Consider the following 19707-nt stretch of genomic DNA (forward strand, 5'->3'; position numbering starts at 1 on the left):
AATGCGCGTCAGCCGAACAGCGGCCGCACGTTGTTCCAGATGCGGCGGGTCACGGCCGGGCGGTTCATCGAATACAGATGCACGCCGTCCACACCGTGCGACACCAGATCGGCGATCTGCTGCGAGGCGTAGATGATGCCCGCCTCACGCAGGGCCTGCGGGTCGTCGCCCCAGCGTTCGATCATGCGTTCCACCGGTTCGGGGATGCGCGAGGCGCACATGGAGGCCATGCGGAGCACGGATTTCGCGTTGGCCACCGGCATGATGCCCGCCTCGATCGGCACGTCGATGCCGGCCGCGCGCGCCTTGTCGAGGAAGCGGTAGAAGTCGTCGTTGCTGTAGAACAGCTGCGAGATGAGATGCGTCACGCCCGCGTCGACCTTGGTTTTGAGGTTGTCGACGTCCTCATCCAGCGTGGGCGACTGCGGATGCTTCTCGGGATAGCAGGCGCCGTACAGCTTCAGATCGGGGCGTTGCGCGCGCACATACGCGGCCAGATCGCTGGCGTGCTCGAACACACCGGCGGGCTCGCGGCCTTCCACGCGGTCGCCGCGCAGGGCGAGCACGCCGGAGACCTTGGCCTGGTCGAACATGTCCAGAGCCTCGTCGACCGCAGCCTCGTCCAGATACTGCGCGGTGAGGTGGGCCACCGCGGGGATGTGGTACTCGCTGCGGATGGTGTGCGCGATGCGGGCGGTGGCGGTGCGGTCCGCCGACTTGCCAGTGCCGTAGGTCACCGAAATGAACGCCGGGTCGAGGCCCTGCAGTCCGTCGAGCGTGTCGTAGATGGTTCCCACCGGAGCGTTGCGCTTCGGTGGGAACACCTCAATGGAGAACAGCGATGCGGCCATGTCAGCTCAGCGAGGCGCGCACGGCCTTGGTTGCGGCGACCAGATGCTCCAGGCTCGGCCAGGTTTCGGCCACGCCACGGGTTTTCAGGCCGCAGTCGGGGTTGATCCAGACCTTGGAGACGTCCATCTTCTTCAGAATCTCGCCGATGCGCTCCTCGATCTCGGCTTCGGAGGGGATGCGCGGCGAGTGGATGTCGTACACGCCCGGTCCGGCCTCGGTTTCGAACTCGGCCTCGTGGATCGCGTCGAGCACCACCAGATCGCCGCGGGAGGCTTCGAAGGAGATCACGTCGGCGTCCATCGCGTCGATGTCGCGGATGATGTCGTTGAACTCCGAATAGCACATATGCGTGTGGATCTGCGTGGCGGGCTTGACCGCTGAGTGGACCAGACGGAACGCGGGGATCGCCCAATCGAGATACTTCGCATGCCAGTCGGTCTTGCGCAGCGGCAGCTTCTCGCGCAGCGCGGCCTCGTCGATCTGGATCACCTTGATGCCGGCGGCCTCCAGATCGAGCACTTCGTCGCGGATGGCGAGGGCGAGCTGCTGGGTCTGCTGCTCGTGGGTGATGTCCTCGCGAGGCCAGGACCAGTTGAGAATCGTCACCGGGCCGGTGAGCATGCCCTTCATCACGCGATCCGTGCGCGACTGCGCGTAGGCCGACCATTCCACGGTGATCGGGTTGGCGCGCGAAACGTCGCCCCACACGATCGGAGGCTTGACGCAGCGGGTGCCGTAGGACTGCACCCATGCGTTCTTGGTGAACAGGAAGCCGTTGAGGTTCTGGCCGAAGTATTCGACCATATCGTTGCGCTCGAACTCGCCGTGCACCAGCACATCGAGGCCGATCTCCTCCTGGCTCTTGATGCAGTCGTCGATCTGCTGCTTGATGAACGTGTCGTAGGCGGCCTGGTCGATCTCGCCCTTGCGCAGCTTGGCGCGCTCGGCACGCACCTCGCGGGTCTGCGGGAAGGAGCCGATGGTGGTGGTGGGCAGCAGGGGCAGGTTCAGCGCCTCGCGCTGCAGCTGCTGACGTTCGGCGCGCGCGGGCTGGCGGGTGAAGTCGGTGTCCGTCAGCTGGTCCAGACGCGCCTCCACGGCCGGGTCGGCGGCCACACGGGTGCCGTCGAACAGCGCCTGGTTGGCGGTGAGCGCGGCGGAGGCCTTCTTGGCGTCCTCGTCGGCGTCGGCCAGTTCGGCCACGTCGCGAAGTTCGCCGAGCTTCTCCACGGCGAACGCGAAATGCTTGAGCACGCCCTCGTCGAGACCGTTCTCGCCTTCGGTGCTGAACGGCACATGCAGCAGGGAGCTGGCGGTGGAGACGGCCACGTTCGGCGTGACCTGCTTGATGGCGTCCACCAGTCCGAGGCTCACGGCGTAGTTGTTGCGCCAGATGTTGCGGCCGTTGATCACGCCGGCGAAGACCACGGTGCCTTCGGCCACGCCGTACTGCGCGAGGGCGGCGAGGTTCTCGTCCTTGCCTTCGTTCAGATCCAGACCGATGCCGTCGAAGCCGAGCAGGTTCACGGTCTCGTACACGTCGGCGATATGGCCGAAGTAGGTGTTGAGCAGCACCTTGACCTTGCCGTCGCGGGCGGGCAGGATCTTGGCGTACAGCGCCTTGAACAGCTCCACATCGCCCGGTTCCTTGTCGAGCACGAGATACGGCTCGTCGATCTGCACCCAGGCGGCGCCGAGCTCGGCGAATTTGGTGAGCACTTCGGCGTAGACGGCGGCCACGGCGTTCACCAGACCCTTGTCGAACTCAAGCTCCTGGGCCTGCGGGTCGCGGGCGAGCTTCAGGAAGGTGTAGGGGCCGATGAGCACCGGCTTGGTGTCGATGCCGAGCTCCTTGGCCTCGAGATACTCGTCGAAGGGCTTGGTGCCGTTAAGCGTGATGTTGGTGGCGGCGTCGATCTCGGGCACAAGATAGTGGTAGTTGGTAGTGAACCACTTCTTCATCGGCAGAGCGGTCACATCGCCCTTCTCGCCCTGATAGCCGCGGCCCATGGCGAAGAGCGTCTCCTCGGGATTCTCGAAGGCGAGACGCTGGTAGCGCTGCGGGATGGCGTTGAGCAGGATGGCGGTGTCGAGCACCTGATCGTAGAAGCTGAAATCATTGCTGGGGATCAGATCGATGCCGGCGGCCTGCTGCAGCTTCCAATGCTTGGCGCGCAGCTCCTTGGCGGTGGCACGCACCTCGTCGAGCGTGCTGGCACCCTTCCAGTAGCCTTCGATGATCTTCTTGAGCTCTCGGTTCTGGCCGACGCGCGGGAAACCTGAGACGGACGTCAAAGCGGACATGAAACCTCCATGGGCTTGTTTCGTAGGTGAAACGTCTTGAACCCGACAAGAGTATCAAGAAACCGCGCGATTGCAGTCATCAAGCCAGTTAAGGTGTCGCTATAACCGAAATCTATAAGCTCCTCAGCTCCTATCGTCATTCTGAGCGGAGGCCCCTCTCCGTCATTCTGAACGGAAGCGTTTTCTGTCATCCCGAGCGGAGTCGAGGGATCTCATAAGGTCTAAGATCCCTCGACTCCGCTACGCTTCGCTCGGGATGACGAGAAAAATTGCCTTGGGATGGAGCCTATCGTTAGTCGAAATCTTTGGCGGTGATCACGGCGAGCAGGTCGCCGCTGTGGGTCTGCCACTGGTCGAAGGGCTTGTTCGAGCCGAACACCACCACGGAGGCGGGCGAGACGCCCAGATTCAGCAGATCGAGCATGGCGGGGTCGGAATCGGACGAGGCGAGCCACTGGCCGCAGATCGACACGGTAGGCTCATGGCCGAGCACCATCAGCACGCGGGTTTTCGGCTTGGTGTGCGTCAGCTCGTCGAAAATGCTCTGCATGCCGCCGTCGTACAGGCTTTGGCGGTAGTCTACGGTCGGCTCGTCGCCAAAGGTTTTGAGCATGCGCTCCAACGTCTGCGTGCCTCGCGTCGCCGCCGAACAGGCGATGCGTCCAGGCTTGAGCTTCATACCGACCAAACCCTTGGCCACTTTCTTCGCCTGCTTAAGTCCCTTGTCGGTAATCTCACGGCTGCGGTCACCGTCCGCATTGAACGGCTCGGCCTTGGCATGCCGCATCAGTATCAGAACATGCTTGTAATTCTTGGCCTTCTTGGCCACCTTGCTCACGTTGACGCCCATAATGCCTCTGCTTCTTCCACAACCGTGGTGCCGTCGCCGGCCCACGTCACTTCTGCTCTATTCTTGCAGATAATCGGACGAATCGCCGCCAAGCGCGGCGACCTGCCTGTCGAGATCGCGCAGCACCTTACGTAGTTTGCGGTCGGAGATGTCTCGCAATTCGAGATCCTCCAACTGAGCCTCGCGCTCCTCCGGGGTCAGCTCGTCGATATCGGTGACCGTGTCTTTGGTGGCGCGGTCGCGTTTCTTCAACGCTTGGAAGCCTTCCGCCATCGCGCGCGAGACAACGAGGAATCCGGTGTGGCCGATCATCTGATGGTCGGGGCGCACGGCGAGCCCCTGCGCCTTCCAGCTGCGTTCCAGCGTCTCCTGGATCATCGGCTCCGTCCACGTGCCGGCCTCGCGCAAGGCCTCCGCCAGACGGCTCATCTGCGTGGTGGTGGTGATGTAGGCGATGAGCACGCCGCCGGGCGCGATCACACGGTACGCCTGCTCCAAACGGTTCCACGGGTCAAGCATGTCGAGCACGATGCGGTCGAAGGAATGTTCCTCGAGGGTTGCGGCGACGGAATCGAAATCACCGGTTTTCAAATCCCACCATGCGGGGCGCTCCCCGTAATACAGCGTGGCGTTCGCCTCAGCCACGCGGGCGAAGTCCGGACGCAACTCGATGGTGGTCAGATGTCCCGACTCCCCCACGGCGTCGAGCAGATTCAGGCTCATCGCGCCCGACCCGGCGCCGGATTCGAGTACCCGCGCGCCGCCGCGGATGTCGCCGAGCTGAATGACCTGGGCGATGTCTTTGGGGTACATGATCTGCGCGCCGCGCGGCATGGAAAGTACGTAGTCGGCCAACCGCGGGCGCATCACCGCATACTGCCAGCCGCCGATCGCGCGTGTCGCCTTCCACGGCTTGGCGGCGTCGCGTTCGGGGTGCGCCTGGTTGAGTTGCGTCTCGCGTTTGGCGGTCACCGTGGTGACGACCACGCCTTCGGTTCGGCCGATCACATCGTCATGCAGAATCAGACCATGCTCGGTCTGCGTGCTGCCGCCCGGCACCAGCTGGTCGGTGATCTTCTTGGCCTTGCGGTCGGTGAACTGCACCTTCTCCCCCGCCTCGAACGCTCCGCGTCTCATTCATCCTCTTTCCGTGCGATGGGCTCACGATTCTTCCGGGTGCCATTCTCGCACATGCCGTGCGCGTCGCGCGACATCACCGCGGACGGACTGCGAGCGTATCGTCTAATTCGAGGCTGTGGCGAAGGCGCCCCAACGGCCGTTGTCGTGGGTCACGGTGAGGTCGAGGCCGAAGATGGCGCTGAGCCGCTCGGCGGTGAAACCGTGCTCGAGGTCGCCGGTGTAGATGATCGTGCCAGGCGCGGGGTCGTTGCCCGCCACATTGTCGGCGTAGGCGTCGGCCTCGCTGCCGGTGATGCGGCCCATAATGGCCACATGGTCGAATCCGACGGGAATCTCCTCAAGACGGTGCGTGACGAGGACGACCGTGCGGTCGGAGTCCTCCTCGCCGATGCGGCTGAGCGCCCGCAAGGCGAGCTCGCGGCCGCCGAGGTCGAGGCCCGTGGTCGGCTCGTCGAGGATGAGCAGATCCGGATCGGCCATGAGGGCGCGGCAGATCAGCACGCGCGTGCGTTCGCCCTCGGAGAGTTTGAACATCATCTTGCCCTCGAGATAATCGATGCCGAACTGGGTCATGAGACCGCGCGCCTTGGCATAGTCCTCGTCGGTGAAATCCTCACGCCAACGACCGGTGGTGGCGGTGAGCGCGGTCACCACGGCGTCGAGCGGATCCTCCTGGGGAGGGAATGAGCGTGAAAGCTCCGCGGAGCTCAAACCGATGCGGTTGCGGTAGGAGAAGACGTCGACCTTGCCCAAACGGTTGCCGAGGATATCGACCGTGCCTTGGGAAGGGAATCCGCGCGTGCTCATCATCTGCACCAGCGAGGATTTGCCGATGCCGTTGGGACCGAACAGCACCCACTTCTCGCCGCGCTTGATGGTGAGGTTCACGTCGGTCAGAATCACGCGCCTGCGACGGCGGAATTCCACATCACGCAATGCCAAAGTGGTTTCGCTCATAGTCTCCCCTTATCCGGTTGTCGTTCCCGTCATCGTTCTAAGCGTCGTCTCTTCCCTCGACTGCTCGAACGTGCCCGTCATCCTGAATGTGCCCTATCGTTCCGAGCGAAGTTCTCTCCGTCATCCTGAGCGAAGCGCAGCGAAGTCGAAGGATCTCTGAACGATTGCCTCCAACGGGCTTGAGATCCTTCGACTCCGCACTTCGTGCTCCGCTCAGGATGACGGCGGAAACGGACTGTTGCCTCCGGGCCAGGATAACAGGGAGGACAGCCTGTTCCTTCGTCGTTTACTGTTCGTCGAGCACCGACTGGTAGACGGCGACCGTCTTATCGGCGATGGACTCCCAGCTGAACATGTCGCGGGCGCGCTCATAACCGGCCTGGCCCATCTTCTTGGCGAGCTCGGGGTCGGCCATGATCTTGTTGATCGCGTCGGCCATATCCTGCACGAACTTGTCGGGATCGGTGGGCGTGCCGGTGCCGTCGTGCAGCTGGTCGATCGGCACAAGATAACCGGTCTCGCCGTCCACGACGACTTCGGGAATGCCGCCCGTGGCGGAGGCGACAACCGGCAGACCGCAGGCCATGGCCTCGAGGTTCACGATGCCGAGCGGCTCGTAGATCGACGGGCAGATGAACGCGTCGCAGCCATGCTCGAGCGCGTTGAGCTCATGCTTGGGCAGCATCTCCTCGATCCAGACGATGTTGCCGCGCTCCTCGTCGAGCTTGGCGAAGGCGGTCTTGACCTCCTCCATGATCTCCGGAGTGTCGGGAGCGCCGGCGCACAGCACCACTTGGATGCCGGGATCGACCAGATGCAGCGCCTTAAGCAGATACGGCAGGCCCTTCTGTCGGGTGATGCGGCCGACGAACAGCAGGGTCGGCTTACTGCGGTCGATGTTGTAGCGCTCGAACACCTTCCAGCCCGGATCGTCGTCGGTCGGGGTTTCGAACTGGCTCATCGTGATGCCGTTGTGCACCACCACCACCTTGTCCGGATCGACGTTCGGATAGGCCGCGAGGATGTCCTCGCGCATGCCGGCGGAGACGGCGATCACACGGTCGGCGTTCTCATAGGCCTCCTTCTCGGCCCAGGAGCTCAGATTGTAGCCGCCGCCAAGCTGCTCCTTCTTCCACGGGCGGAAGGGCTCAAGGCTGTGCGCGGTGATGACCAGCGGGGTGCCGTGCAGCATCTTCGCCAAGTAGCCGGCCATGCAGGCGTACCAGGTGTGCGCATGGCTGATGTCGGCGTCCACGTCGTTGGCGATCTGCAGATCCACGCCAAGCGTTTTGATAGCGCCATTGGCGCCCGTCAGCTCGGCGGGGGTGTCGTAGCCGACGAGCTTGAGCGAGCCGGCCGGATTGTTGCCGGGAATCTCGGGAATGTCGGCTTCGGTGCGCGGTCCGTCGAAGGCGCGCACGGTCACATCGACGCGCTCGGCCAGCACCTTGGACAGCTCCTCGGCGTGCACGCCGGCACCGCCATAGACTTTCGGCGGGTATTCGCGGGTAAGGATATCAACCTTCATTGGTCACCTCTCCTATAGGTTTTCGATTCCACTGACCACTTTAGGACATCACCCAACACGAAACGCACAATCCGCCTGTTCGTGTCTTATTCGCGTTTCGTTGCTTGCGTTCGCCGCCTGTCGGGTGGAAACTGAAAAAGGGTGTTTCAGGAACGATTCTTGAATGCCAACGTAACACCCTCAACAGTCGCGGACACCGCGACAAGACAACGACGTACGAGACAAAGGAGCCGGTATGACGAACACGACCGCAATGGCCACGCCCGAAGGAGTGCCGTACGAGTATTGGACGGAGGTGGACGGTGATTTGAAGGACTGCCCCGAATCCCTGGCTGAGGTGATTCGACAGGCTCGTCTGGGTTTCGTGCAGTGCGATGAGGCCCGCGTGCCGTTCTGGCATGATCCCGAGGGTGTGGACGTCATCGAGGACCTCTTCTACGCCGACGATGCCGATGAGGTGCGCGGTCACAGGCTCGATCTCTACCTGCCCCACGATGCCGTGGTTCGCGGCGGGCGGACGCTTCCCGTGTATGTGGATGTGCACGGCGGCGGATTCGTCTACGGATACAAGGAACTCAACCGCAATTTCTGCACGCATCTGGCCGAACGCGGCTTCGCCGTGTTCTCGTTGAACTACCGTCCGCTGCCGCAAACTGATTTCGTCGGGCAACTGCAGGATATCGCCGCCGCGCTGACATGGATCCGCGAGCATCGCCATGAGTATCCCATTGCGCAGGACGGCGTGTGGATGACCGGCGATTCCGCCGGCGGATGCTTGGCGTTCTACGCCACGGTGATCGAGCATTCTCCGGAATTTGCCCGCCAGCTTGGCGTGACGCCCAGTGGTATCAATGTTCTCGGTGCGGCCCTGATCTCAGGCGTATACAACATGCTGCCGTATATGCCGCGTGAGGATGGCGAGTCCCAGGTTGATCCCGATCACAGCTCCCTTCTGCATAAATTCTCCGACAGCATGCTCGGATGCGTAAAGGATCTGGATCCGAACGTGTTGGAGCTTGGCGCAATCACGCGTTCGGTCGAACTGCCGCCGATATTCCTGAACACCAGCAGCGACGACTTCATCCAGAACGAGACGCTGCGTCTCGCCATGCATCTGGCCGAAGCGGACGCCGATTTCGAACTTCATGATTGGAAGACCGCCAGGGGCGAGACATTGGGCCACGTGTTCCCCGTATGCATGACCTGGCTCGAGGAAAGCGGCATCACGCTCGACATGATCCGTGACTTCACCTACGCGCGCCTGTAATGTCTCGCAGCGAATTGAGCTGAACTCAAAATCATAAGGGCCGTTTGATAAGCTCCGCCGAATGGCGGGCTATCAAACGGCCCTTATGGATTCAGCGCATCATCCGTGGCTAGTCATTTGCCGCTTTTCTTTTCAGAAGCACACATCCGGCTCCGGCAACAGCCATAATGCCCATCAACGAAAGCGGCAGAGTCTCATCAGAACCGGTTGAAGACAGCTCTTCGGAAAGCAGCTGCTTCTTGGACTCCTGCGCTTCCGCCAGTTCCCGCTCGGCCTTTTCGATGGCCTCCTGCTGGGCTTTCTTGTCGGCCTCGGCCTTCTTCAGATCGGCGAGCTTTTGCTCGGCCTCCTGTTGCGCTTTGACAGCCGAGTCGTAGTCAGTCTGGGCTTGGGCAAGGGCCTCATCGGCGGTGGACTTGTCGGCGTTGGCTTCGTCCAGTTTCGCCTTCGCCTCAGCAAGGGCTTTGTTGGCTTCATCCAACTTTGCTTGGGTCGAGACAAGCTGCTCGTCGTAGGCCTGTCGGGCGGCTGCGAGATTCTGCTGGGCTGCGGCGAGATCATCGGTCGCTGTCTGCACGGCGGCTTCAGCCTTCTTCTGCTGGGACTCCGTCTGAGCCTGCTTCTGCTGGGCGGCAGCAAGTTGCTGCAGGCTCGTTGCGGAATCAGCCTTAGCCTGTTCATATTCCGTGTCTGCCTGGGACTTGGCGACGCTCGCTGCGGCGAGTGAAACGTTCGCGGCATCGAGATTTTGCTGGGCGGCGTCCACCGCTGCCTGTGCGGCATCGAGTGTGCCTTGCGCAGCGGCGGTAACATTGGCCAAATTGGCTTGTGCCTCGGCCAACGCACTATCCGCCTGTGTTTTTGCTGCGTCCGCCGCGTCGAGAGCGTTCTGGGCCTTGCTGGAATTCTCCTGCGCCACCGTATAGGCATTCTGCTTTGACTGGGCTTCAGCCTGCGCTTGGGCGAGGGCTTCGTCGGCGACAGCCTTAATGGCTTTCGCATCGATAAGTTTCTGTGCGGCGGCTTCAGCCTGAGCTTTGGTCTTCAGAGCTGAATCGTAATCAGCCTGGGCTTGGACCGCTGTCTTATCGGCATCGGACTTTTCCTGCTTGGCCTGCTCGAACTTCTCGACGGCATCTTCATACGTCTGCTTGGCCGTATCATAGGCGGAGCGTTTCGCGTCATAGTCGGCAATCACCGCATCGGCAGCGGACTTCGCAGCTTCAGCATCGGGAATTGCGGTTTCAGACAAAGCTTTCTTAGCATCGTCGAATTCGCTTTGTGCAGTATCGTATGCTGACTGCTTTTCCGCCTGTGCAGATTCCGCGACGGACAGTCTGTTGCTGGCTTCGTTCAGCAGAGCTTGGGCGTTCTTTGCATCAGCTAGAGCGTCCTGTTGTGCCTGCGTAAGCGGCGTGATAGCGTTCTGTGCTTCAGTCAGAGCAGTAATAGCGTTCGACTGGCTGTTACGTGCATTAGAAAGCGTCCTGTTTGCCGCATCCACACGTTCCTGAGCCTGACTCAATGCATTTTGGGCTGCTTGGGCTTTGACCTTGGCTTGCTCGACTGCCTCCAACGCTGACTGATAGACAGAAGCGGCGTTCTCCAACCCAGTCTTGTAGGCGGTGAGCTGCTGGCGGTACTCCGCAACCGAAACGGCACCGGCTTCAGGATAAGTGAAGTTCTGGGCGTCGGTCATCGAACTCGTGTGCGCGAAACCGGTGACGGTTCCTTCCGGATCGATGATGTTCAGATAGTGTCCCGTCTGGAGGAAGATGTCCGGATACTTTACGTTAATCTCATTGGCACTCATGTCACGCAGTTCCGGATACTGTTCGGCATACATGTCGAACAGCGCCTTTTCCTGCGTATACCATCCTACGAACGGATCTGCGTAACCCCATGCGAGGTTCTGCGCGTATGAGAAGTAGCAGTGCCCCTTTTTGCCGGAATATGTGTTGTAGTCGGCGGCGAGCTGGGCCAACGCGGTCTGATAATCGCTGACCTTCCACTCCTCCAATCCGAGGGAGCGGCGAATCTCGTTGCCACGGTCAATCAGGTCGAGTGCCTTGAGCATATTGTCAATGCTGGTTGCGGAACCCGCCTCACCAAGCTTGAGCCACGTCTTTTCCCGAGTGTTGGTGAGTGCTTCTGCCGCGTCGGTCGCGCCTTTGCTTACGAAGAAGCCGAGAGAACCTTTGGCGAGTTGAATGTCGGCATTGTCTGCGGTTTCTTTCTTCGAGTCTGCGTCAGACTGCGCATCAGCGAGAAGCTGGTTGGCTTCCTCGGCGGCATTCTTCGCATCAATCAACGCCTGAGTGGCTTCGGCTTGTTCGGTTTCCGCATCTGACACGGCCTTGTCGGCATCGGCCTTGGCGGCCTGTTTGGAGGAAAGATCCTGATTGGCTTCGTTCAATTTATCGGTGGCGGTCTGAAGCGCCTCAGATGCTTCCGCATAGGCATTCTGTGCCACGAGCTTCTCCGACTGTGCAACGTTCGTGTCGCTCATGGCCGTATCCAACGCTATCTTGGCGGCCTCGACATTAGCCTGAGCCTGCTCATAGGCAGTCTGCTTGTCTGCGGCGCTTTTCTTTGCGTTCTCCAATGCCTGATCGGCTTTGGCCTGAGCGTCCAACGCCGCCTCATACTTATCGGGATCAAGCGCTTCCACCGCGTCGGCGGCTTTCTCATCAAGATTCTTCTTCGCGGAATCTACGACGGTTTGCGCCTGAGACTGGACCTCCTCCTTGGTCTGGACTTCCTCCTTGGCGGAGTCCAGCGCGTTCTTCGCTTCTTCAACCTGTTTGGCAATGGTTTCGGTATCGTACCCGTCCGCATCGGTCTGGGCATCATCCATGGCCTGCTGGGCTTTGTTGACCGCATCCTGCTTGTCGGCGACGTCACGATCCGCCTCGTCGACAGCTTTTCTGGCTGATTCCTCCGCCGTGTCAGCGGAATCCTTATCCGATTGCGCCTTCGACTGAGTTTCCGCGGCTTGGTCTGCGGCGGCCTGTTTGTCTTCGACGTTCTTCCGAGCTTCCGTAACGCCGCTGCTGTTCTCCACATCGTTTTGGCTCTTCTTTGCGGCGTCAAGCGCGCTCTGAGCCTTATCGACGGCGGATTGAGCGTCCTGCTGCTTGACGGAGGCTTCGTCGGCGTCGCTCTTCTTTTCCGTTTCCGTTTGCGCCGCGGCACTGGCTTTGGCCTGAGCATTCGCTACATCGGTTTTGGATTGTTCGACTGCCTGGCTCGCGTCCTGAAGACTCTGCTGGGCTTTGTCGAGTTGCTGATTCGCGTTCTCGATGGCCTGCTGCGCATCGGTCACGATGGTGCTGTTCTGTGCGTCGTTCACGCTTTGTTGGGTCTGCTGTTGACTCTTCGCAGCGGCATCATAGGTCTGCTGAGCTTGCTGTTGCGCGTCATTGGCGTTCTGCTGGGCTTGTTTCGCCGTGTCAAGGGATTCTTGAGCGGCATCGACATGCTGCTTTGCTTCTTCAATGGCTTCTTGGGCAGCCTCTTGGTCGGCTGGTGTGGATGACTGGGCTCCCTGCACGGCTTTCGCGGCCGTATCCACAGCGTTCTGCGCATCATTCATTGCCACGGTTTCATCCGCATAGGCTGGCACTGTTCCTCCGAGCAGCGTGGCGGCGGTGATGGTTGTGGCGACAGTGATTTTTGCGACTCGAGGTGCGTTAATTCGCGTACTGGCTGATTCCGGATGTGATGAGATATGTTTGCCTTGAACCATGTTGATTCCCTCCCCTTCGATGCGCTGATCGCCACGGACAGGGAAGTCCCCTGTCAACATTGACTTAAAAAACAGCACGGCCAAGTCGAATGGGTTTCAGCGCGGTTTGCTTTTACTCAGCTTCGCATTGTAATTTTTTTGGGGGGGGGGCTGTATGACCATATTGTGAAACCATAAGCAGGAGGCCTCCGCACAAATCATGCGGAGGCCTCCTGTATCAATCGCCTAAATCATCGTTATACCGCAGTGCCGTGGGCATCGAGGTTGGGATTGTGCTTGGGGTTGCCGGCGGTGAAGAACAGGCTGAGCACGCCGACGATGAAGACGCCGGAGACGGTGGCGACCAGCCAGATCGGGTGGCTCGGCAGCCACATCACCACGAAGAACGCGATGATGGACAGGGCAATCAGCGTCCAGCTGCCCACGCGGAACCACTGGCGCAGCGAATGCGGGGCCTTGAACATCTTCGGATTCGTGTAGTTCGGATTGGTGGTCAGCGTGGTGTCGGTGGTTGTGACCGAACCGCCGGTCGGCTTCCATTCGCCGCCGTCCAATCCCTCCTGCAGACGCACCGACTTCTGCTGCAGCGCGTATTCGTCAATCATTCCCGAGCGCCCACGCCCACGGGTCTGGTCATATTGGGACGGGATTCCGCGGCGCGCGTTCTTCGCATCCTTGCGGCGTTCTGCACGGTTCGGCATTGAGTCAACTCCTTATTCACGAGATTGGCGGATAACGCTGGAAAACAGTGTACCCCAGTCCCTCCCGTCATAAGTGGACCGCCGCTTCGAAAGATTATCCAGCTGCGGTCTGCATGGAGGACCCGTCCAATCGCAGACCGAAGCTTGACCAAAGCTTCTTGACAAGAAAGACAGGTGGGATGAAACGCAAGTGGCCCCTCGGGTGAGGGGCCACGGAGGCGATGCGCCGAATCTTCTGGAAGCGTATCAGCGCGGTAGAGCCATCGGGCGCTGGGAGGCGACGATCGGCTTGGGCAGTTCGGTCGCGCCGGTCAGGTATTCATCGACGGCGGCCGCGCAGGAGCGGCCTTCGGAGATGGCCCACACGACCAGGCTCTGACCACGGCCGGCGTCACCGCAGGCAAACACGCCGTCCTGCGAGGTGGCGAATCCGTCGTTGCGGGCCACGTTGCCGCGGCCGTCCAACTCCACCGGCAGCTGGTCGACCAGCGTGGTGGTGTCCGGATGCAGGAAGCCCACGGAGATCAGCACCAGATCGGCGGGAATCACACGCTCGGTGCCGGGCTGGCGGGTGAACGGACCGTTCTCCCCCGGCGCCACGTCCACAACCCGCAAACCGGTCACATGGCCGTTCTCGTCGGCGACGAAGCCTTCGGTGGCGGTCGAGTTCTCGACGTGCACGCGGGTCTGCTCCTCGTCGGAACCCACGAAGTTCACCGAATCGGTGCTGTACATGTAGGTGCCGCCCTCCTCCATCGAGGAGGTCTTCTGATACAGGCGGGCGTAGGTCGGCCACGGCTGGCCCTCGGGACGTTCGGTGGGCTCCTTCGGCATGATCTGCAGCACGGTCACGTCCTTCGCGCCTTGGCGGATCGAGGTACCGAGGCAGTCGGAGCCGGTGTCGCCGCCGCCGATCACCACCACATGCTTGTCTTTGGCGGTGATGTCGTTCTTGGTTTCCAAACCGTACACGCGACGGGTCGCGTCGGGCAGGAAGTCCATGGCGAAGTGGATGCCCTTGAGCTCGCGGCCGGGCAGGTTCATATCGCGCGGCACGGTGGAGCCGATGGCCACGACCACCGCGTCGTACCGGTCGCGCAGATCATCCCAGGAGATGTCCTTGCCGATCTCCACACCCGTCTTGAACACGGTGCCCTCGGCCTCCATCTGCTCCACACGACGGTCGATCAGACCCTTGTCGAGCTTGAAGTTCGGGATGCCGAAGCGCAGCAGGCCGCCGACCCGCTCGTCACGCTCGTAGACGACCACCGTGTGGCCGGCGCGCGTGAGCTGCTGGGCGCAGGCCAGACCCGCGGGGCCGGAGCCGACGACCGCGACGGTCTGGTCGGTGAGTCGCTGCGGCGGCAGCGACTTGACATAGCCGAGCTGCCACGCCTGATCGATGATGGCGAGCTCGTCGTTCTTGATCATCGTCGGCGGCTGGAAAATGCCGAGCACGCAGGCCGACTCACACAGGGCCGGGCAGATGCGGCTGGTGAACTCCGGGAAGTTGCTAGTCATGGACAGACGGTTGTAGGCGTCCTCCCACTTGCCCTGACGCACCAGATCGTTCCATTCGGGGATGAGATTGCCCAGCGGGCATCCGGTCATGCAGAACGGGGTGCCGCAGTCCATGCAGCGGGCCGCCTGCTCGCGGGTCCACGGCTGCAGGCCGGATTCGGCGTGCACATCGCACCAGTCCTTGATACGTTCCGCGACGGGGCGCTCGGCCAACTCGCGGCGGGTGCGGACTTTCAGAAATCCTCTCGGGTCGCTCATGTCAGCGCGCTCCTTCCATAACCTGCTCGTACACCTGTTCCCAGACGCCGGGCGAATTGAAATCGATATCGTTGGCCTCAGCCTCGGCCATCGCGTTCGTCATCGCGACGAACTGCTTGGGCACCACATGCGTGAAGCGGGTCTTGGCATGCTCCCAATCGGCGAGCAGCTCGGCCGCGAACGGGGAGCCGGTCTCCTCGGCATGCGTTTTGACCAGCGCGCGCACGGTCTGCTCGTGTTCCGCGTCCAACGGCTGGAACAGCAGCGCGCCGCTCTTCACCGCGCTCGGATTCACCTTGGCCATGTCGAGGTCGAGCATGTACACGTGGCCTCCGGAGAAGCCTGCACCGAAGTTGCGGCCTGTGGGGCCGAGGATGACGACGGTGCCGCCGGTCATGTACTCGCAGCCGTGGTCGCCCACGCCCTCCACCACGAAGGTCGCGCCGCCGTTGCGCACGCCGAAACGTTCGCCCGCGCGTCCGGCCACGAAGATCTGGCCGGAGGTCGCGCCGAAACCGGTCACGTTGCCCGCGATCACGTTCTTATGCGTGTCGAAGGTGACGCCCTCTTCGGGGCGCACGATCATGCGGCCGCCGGAGATGCCCTTGCCTGCGTAGTCGTTGACCTCGCCGTAGACGCGCATGGTTTCGCCGCGCGGGATGAACGCGCCGATGGACTGGCCGCCCGCGCCGTGGAAGGTCATGTCGATGGTGTCGTCGGGCAGACCTTCGGCACCGTAACGCTTGGTGATCTCATAGCCGACCATAGTGCCGAGCGTACGGTTCACGTTGCGGATCTGCATGTCGATGCGCACGGGCTCCCTGTTCTCCAGCGCCGGCTGGGCCAGGGCGATGAGCTCGTTGTCGAGAGCCTTCTCCAGCTCGTGGTTCTGCGATTCGGTGTTGTGCAGGATCGTGCCGGGCACCGGGCCGGGCTGCATGAGCACGTGGCTTAAATCGATGCCGTCGGACTTCCAGCGCTTGATCGCCTCGTTCTGGTCGAGGCATTCGACGTGGCCGACTGCCTCCTCCAGCGTGCGGAAGCCCAGCTGGGCGAGCAGTTCGCGCACTTCCTCGGCGATGAACATGAAGAAGTTCACCACATGCTCGGGCTTGCCGGTGAACCGGGCGCGCAGCTCCGGATCCTGGGTGGCGATGCCCTGCGGGCAGGTGTTCTTCTGGCATGCGCGCATCATCACGCAGCCTTCGACGATCAGCGCGGCGGTGGCGAAGCCGAATTCCTCCGCTCCCAGCAGCGCGGCGATCATCACGTCGCGGCCGGTTTTCAGCTCGCCGTCGCACTGCACGGTGATGCGCGAACGCAGACCGTTCAGAATCAGCGTCTGCTGGGTTTCGCTCAGGCCGATCTCCCACGGGGTGCCGGCATGCTTGATCGCGTTGAGCGGAGCCGCGCCGGTGCCGCCGTCGTAGCCGGAGATAAGCACCACGTCGGCATGGCATTTGGCCACGCCTGCGGCGATGGTGCCCACGCCGAACTCGGAGACGAGCTTGACGTGGATGCGGGCCTTGGGATTGGCCATCTTCGCATCGTTGATCAGCTGCTTCAGATCCTCGATGGAGTAGATGTCGTGGTGCGGCGGCGGGGAGATCAGTTCCACGCCGGGCGTCGCATGGCGCACCTTGGCGATCCACGGCGGCACCTTCGCGCCGGGCAGATGGCCACCCTCGCCGGGCTTGGCACCTTGGGCGAGCTTGATCTGCAGGTCAGTGGCATGCACGAGGTAATCGCTGGTCACGCCGAATCGCGCGGAGGCGATCTGCTTGATCTTGCTCACGCGCTCGTCGTCGCGCAGACGTTCCGGGGACTCGCCGCCCTCGCCGGAGTTGGAGCGCGCGCCGATGCGGTTCATGGCGATGGCGAGCGTCTCGTGCGCCTCCTGCGAGATGGAGCCGTAGCTCATGGCACCCGTGGAGAAACGCTTGACGATCTCGCTGGCAGGTTCCACCTCGGAAATGTCGATCGGCTTGCGCGCGTTGGTGAACTTCATCAGACCGCGCAGCGTCATCAGACGGTTGGAGGTGTCGTCGATGTGGTGCGAATACTTCTTGAACATCTGGTAGTCGCCGCGCTGGGTCGACTGCTGCAGCAGGAAGATCGCCTCGGGGTCGTTGAGATGCTCCTCGCCGGTGCGACGCCACTTGTAGTCGCCGCCCGTGCGCAGGTTGCGATGCGGAGTGGCGGTCCACTGGTTCGGATAGGCCACGCGGTGGCGGATGGCCACCTCTTCGGCGATCTCATCGAGGCCGACGCCGCCCACGCGCGAGGTGGTGCCGGTGAAGTACTCGTCGATGATCTCCTTGTTCAGGCCCACCGCTTCGAACAGTTGCGCGCCGCGGTAGCTCATGATGGTGCTCACGCCCATCTTCGACATGATCTTGAGCACGCCGGTGGAGAGCGCCTTGGTGAGGTTCTTCACGGCGGTTTCGGCGTCCACGGTGAGGTATCCGGTGCGCGAGAGGTCTTCGACGGATTCGAACGCGAGGTATGGGTTCACGCAGGCCGCGCCGTAGGCGATGAGCAGGGCCACATGGTGCACTTCGCGCACGTCGCCGGCCTCCACCGCCATGGAGATCTGCGTGCGCGTATGGCGGCGCAGCAGATGGTGCTGCACGGCGGAGGTGAGCAGCAGCGACGGGATCGGACCCCACGTGTGGTTGGAATCACGGTCGGACAGCACGATGAAGTTCTTGCCTTCCTCGATCGCCAGATCGATTTCGGCGAAGATCTCGTCGAGACGCTCCTGCAAGGCCTTGCCGCCGCCGGCGACCTGATACAGACCCTTGACCACATACGGCTTGTAGTATCCGCCGAGGATCTTGGCGCGGTCGAGTCGCTTGAGCTGCGCCATCTCGTCGGAGTTGATGACGGGCAGCGGGATGAGGATCTTCTTGGCGTGCAGCGCGGAATCGCTCAGCAGATTCGGCTCGGGGCCGATCGCGGATTCCAGACAAGTGACGATCTCCTCGCGCTCCCAGTCCAGCGGCGGGTTGGTGACCTGCGCGAACTTCTGCGTGAAGTAGTCGAACAGCATGCGCGAACGGCTGGAAAGCGCGGCCATGGGCGCGTCATTGCCCATCGAGCCGAGCGGCTCCTTGCCGGTGTTGGCCATGGGGGCGAGCAGAAGCTTCAGATCCTCTTCCGTGTAGCCGAAGGCGCGCTGGCGGCGCACCACGGACTGGCCGGAATGGTTCACATGCGCGCGGGTGGGCAGATCGCTCAGCTCCACAGAATTGCCCTCCACCCACTGGCGGTAGGGATGCTGGGAGGCGAGCGACTTCTTGATCTCGTCATCCGAGATCATACGGCCTTCGGCGGTGTCCACGAGGAACATCTTGCCCGGCTCCAGTCGGCCGTTGGCCTTGACATGCTCGGGGGCCACCTCAGGCAGCACGCCGGCCTCGGAGGCGAGCACCAGATAGCCGTCGTCGGTAAGACGCCAGCGACCGGGGCGGAAGCCGTTGCGGTCGAGCAGCGCGCCCACCTGGGTGCCGTCGGTGAAGATGATGTGCGCCGGGCCATCCCACGGCTCGATCAGCGTGTTGTTGTACTCGTAGAAGGCGCGCACGTCCGGATCGAGTTCGGCGTTCTTCTCCCAAGCGGGCGGCAGCATCATGGAGATGGCGTGCGGCAGGGATCGTCCGGCCAGATGCAGCAGTTCGAGGCATTCGTCGAAGGTGCCGGAATCGGAATAGCCGGGCGTGTCGATCGGCAGCAGCGGCTCAAGCTCGCCGAGCAGTTCGGAGCTAAGCCGGCCCTCACGGGCGGACAGCCAATTGCGGTTGCCCTGAATCGTGTTGATCTCGCCGTTGTGCGCGAGCATGCGGAAGGGCTGGGCGAGCGGCCAGCTGGGGAACGTGTTCGTGGAGAAGCGCGAATGCACGATGGCGACCTTGGCCTTCATGCGCTCGTCGGTCAGGTCCGGGAAGAAGGGCGTGAGCTGCATGGTGGTGAGCATGCCCTTATAGGTGATGGTGCGCGCGGAGAGGGAGGCGAAGTAGATGCCCACCTCATGTTCGACGCGCTTGCGGATGCGGAAGGTTTTGCGGTCGATGCCCACGCCTTCGAGCTTGCCTTCCGGATCGGCGAGCACCAGCGTTTTGAAGCTCGGCATGGAGGCGAGGGCCTGCAGGCCCAGTCCGTCCGGATTGGTGGGCACCACGCGCCAGGCGAGCACTTCGAGGCCCTCCTCGCGGGCGATGCGGGCGATGGCCTGCTCCTGCTGGCCGCAGGTGGCGATGTCGCGGTCGAGGAAGGCGATGCCGGCGGCGTAACGGCCGGGTTCGGGCAGCTCCACGCCGACGGTGGCGCGCATGAACCCGTCGGGCATGCTCATCAGGATGCCCGCGCCGTCGCCGGTGTTCTCCTCGGAGCCGACCGCGCCGCGGTGGTTGAGGTTGACGAGCACTTCGATGGCGTCCTTGACGATCTTGTGCTCGGCCCGCTTGTTCAGGGTGGTGACCATACCGACGCCGCATGCGTCGTGCTCGGCCCCGGGGTCATACATGCCTTGGGATTTATGGACCGTGAGATCAAGCGGGGCGTGGAAAGTCACCGAAACCA

The 19707-nt window shown here is 62.3% G+C and carries 11 protein-coding genes; 1 reads left to right on the forward strand and 10 read right to left on the reverse strand.

All coding sequences use genetic code 11. The annotated features are described in order from the left end of the window. Positions 1-8: 8 nt before the first annotated feature. From metF to glgA, 6 genes are all read right to left on the reverse strand, one after another. On the reverse strand, positions 9-851 hold the full coding sequence (gene metF / locus AC1AV0_RS05090; RefSeq protein ID WP_476571750.1) for a methylenetetrahydrofolate reductase [NAD(P)H]: 843 nt from the start codon (positions 849-851) through the stop codon (positions 9-11). A 1-nt stretch (position 852) separates the two neighbouring features. Next, positions 853-3156, reverse strand: coding sequence for a 5-methyltetrahydropteroyltriglutamate--homocysteine S-methyltransferase (gene metE / locus AC1AV0_RS05095; RefSeq protein ID WP_476571752.1), 2304 nt, complete (start codon positions 3154-3156; stop codon positions 853-855). Positions 3157-3448: 292 nt separating this feature from the next. After that, positions 3449-4006, reverse strand: a complete 558-nt coding sequence (locus AC1AV0_RS05100; protein WP_476571754.1) for a SixA phosphatase family protein — start codon at positions 4004-4006, stop codon at positions 3449-3451. A 57-nt stretch (positions 4007-4063) separates the two neighbouring features. After that, positions 4064-5143 carry a tRNA (adenine-N1)-methyltransferase gene (locus tag AC1AV0_RS05105; RefSeq protein ID WP_476571756.1) on the reverse strand — a complete coding sequence of 360 codons (1080 nt, stop codon included), beginning with the start codon at positions 5141-5143 and terminating at the stop codon, positions 4064-4066. Positions 5144-5248: 105 nt separating this feature from the next. Next, positions 5249-6103 (reverse strand): ABC transporter ATP-binding protein, encoded by an 855-nt coding sequence (locus tag AC1AV0_RS05110; protein ID WP_476571758.1) that lies wholly within the window; start codon positions 6101-6103, stop codon positions 5249-5251. Between the two features lie 286 nt (positions 6104-6389). Continuing rightward, positions 6390-7631, reverse strand: coding sequence for a glycogen synthase (gene glgA, locus AC1AV0_RS05115; RefSeq protein ID WP_476571760.1), 1242 nt, complete (start codon positions 7629-7631; stop codon positions 6390-6392). A gap of 235 nt (positions 7632-7866) precedes the next feature. On the opposite strand from glgA, the gene AC1AV0_RS05120 reads away from it, so the two are divergent. Beyond that, positions 7867-8898 (forward strand): alpha/beta hydrolase, encoded by a 1032-nt coding sequence (locus AC1AV0_RS05120; protein WP_476571762.1) that lies wholly within the window; start codon positions 7867-7869, stop codon positions 8896-8898. 109 nt (positions 8899-9007) lie between these two features. Here AC1AV0_RS05120 and AC1AV0_RS05125 read toward each other — a convergent pair whose 3' ends face one another. The 4 genes from AC1AV0_RS05125 to gltB all read right to left on the reverse strand — a co-directional run bounded on the left by AC1AV0_RS05125 (position 9008) and on the right by gltB (position 19699). Next, positions 9008-12646 (reverse strand): coiled-coil domain-containing protein, encoded by a 3639-nt coding sequence (locus AC1AV0_RS05125; protein ID WP_476571764.1) that lies wholly within the window; start codon positions 12644-12646, stop codon positions 9008-9010. 236 nt (positions 12647-12882) lie between these two features. Next, on the reverse strand, positions 12883-13347 hold the full coding sequence (locus AC1AV0_RS05130) for a tripartite tricarboxylate transporter TctB family protein (RefSeq protein ID WP_476571766.1): 465 nt from the start codon (positions 13345-13347) through the stop codon (positions 12883-12885). Between the two features lie 246 nt (positions 13348-13593). Next, entirely contained in the window at positions 13594-15126 is a 1533-nt protein-coding gene (locus tag AC1AV0_RS05135; protein ID WP_476571768.1) for a glutamate synthase subunit beta, read from the reverse strand. 1 nt (position 15127) lies between these two features. Beyond that, on the reverse strand, positions 15128-19699 hold the full coding sequence (gene gltB / locus AC1AV0_RS05140) for a glutamate synthase large subunit (protein ID WP_476571770.1): 4572 nt from the start codon (positions 19697-19699) through the stop codon (positions 15128-15130). Positions 19700-19707: the final 8 nt, after the last annotated feature.

Source organism: Bifidobacterium sp. LH_558, assembly GCF_056356295.1.

What these genes read in the sequence shown, in the direction of transcription:
- metF (WP_476571750.1), bottom strand. Translation starts at nt 851, where the DNA reads ATGGCCGCATCGCTGTTCTCCATTGAGGTGTTCCCACCGAAGCGCAAC.
- metE (WP_476571752.1), bottom strand. Translation starts at nt 3,156, where the DNA reads ATGTCCGCTTTGACGTCCGTCTCAGGTTTCCCGCGCGTCGGCCAGAAC.
- AC1AV0_RS05100 (WP_476571754.1), bottom strand. Translation starts at nt 4,006, where the DNA reads ATGGGCGTCAACGTGAGCAAGGTGGCCAAGAAGGCCAAGAATTACAAG.
- AC1AV0_RS05105 (WP_476571756.1), bottom strand. Translation starts at nt 5,143, where the DNA reads ATGAGACGCGGAGCGTTCGAGGCGGGGGAGAAGGTGCAGTTCACCGAC.
- AC1AV0_RS05110 (WP_476571758.1), bottom strand. Translation starts at nt 6,103, where the DNA reads ATGAGCGAAACCACTTTGGCATTGCGTGATGTGGAATTCCGCCGTCGC.
- glgA (WP_476571760.1), bottom strand. Translation starts at nt 7,631, where the DNA reads ATGAAGGTTGATATCCTTACCCGCGAATACCCGCCGAAAGTCTATGGC.
- AC1AV0_RS05120 (WP_476571762.1), top strand. Translation starts at nt 7,867, where the DNA reads ATGACGAACACGACCGCAATGGCCACGCCCGAAGGAGTGCCGTACGAG.
- AC1AV0_RS05125 (WP_476571764.1), bottom strand. Translation starts at nt 12,646, where the DNA reads ATGGTTCAAGGCAAACATATCTCATCACATCCGGAATCAGCCAGTACG.
- AC1AV0_RS05130 (WP_476571766.1), bottom strand. Translation starts at nt 13,347, where the DNA reads ATGCCGAACCGTGCAGAACGCCGCAAGGATGCGAAGAACGCGCGCCGC.
- AC1AV0_RS05135 (WP_476571768.1), bottom strand. Translation starts at nt 15,126, where the DNA reads ATGAGCGACCCGAGAGGATTTCTGAAAGTCCGCACCCGCCGCGAGTTG.